1 protein-coding gene is annotated in these 750 nt (G+C 67.9%); it reads right to left on the bottom strand.

The annotated features are described in order from the left end of the window. Positions 1–750: HAD-IC family P-type ATPase (locus Mhypo_RS17815; protein WP_147371382.1), on the bottom strand; the 750-nt coding region annotated here is incomplete at both ends.

Here is a 750-nt window from a genome sequence, read left to right on the forward strand (position 1 = left end):
AGAGCACGCCCATCTCGGCGGCTTTGCCGGTGCCCACCATGATGCTGGTGGGGGTCGCCAGGCCCATCGCGCAGGGGCAGGCGATGATCAGCACCGCGACGGTGTTGACCAGGGCGTAGCTGACGGCAGCCTCACCTCCGAAGAGCAGCCACACCCCCGCGGTGAGCAGGGCGATCCCCAGCACGATGGGGGTGAACACCGCCACCACCCGGTCGGCCAGGTTCTGGATGGCGGGCTTGGAGCCCTGGGCCGTCTCGACCAGCTTGATGATCTGGGCCAGCACGGTGTCCGCGCCCACGGCGGTAGCCTGGAAGGTAAAGGCCCCGTTTTGGTTGAGGGTTCCCCCAATGACCTTCGCGCCCTCGGATTTGAGCACGGGGATGGGTTCGCCGGTGATCATGGATTCGTCCACGTAGCTCTGGCCCGAGACCACCACCCCATCCACCGGGATCTTCTCACCGGGGCGCACCGCAATTAGGTCGCCGGGCAGGACCTCGTCCACGGGGATTTCCCGCTCGGTGCTTCCCTCCACCACCCGGGCAGTCTTAGCCTGCAGCGAGAGCAGCCGCTGCATGGCCTCGGAGGTGCGGCCTTTGGCGAGGGCCTCGAGGTACTTGCCCAAGAGGATCAGCGTGATCACCACCCCCGCCGCCTCGAAGTAGACGTGGCGGGCCTGCTCGGGCAGCAGGCCGGGGGCCAGGCTCATCAACACGGTGACGGCGGTGCTGTACCAGAAGGCCGCCCCCGTGC

It is taken from the genome of Meiothermus hypogaeus (assembly GCF_003574035.1).
GTDB classification, from domain to species: domain Bacteria; phylum Deinococcota; class Deinococci; order Deinococcales; family Thermaceae; genus Meiothermus; species Meiothermus hypogaeus.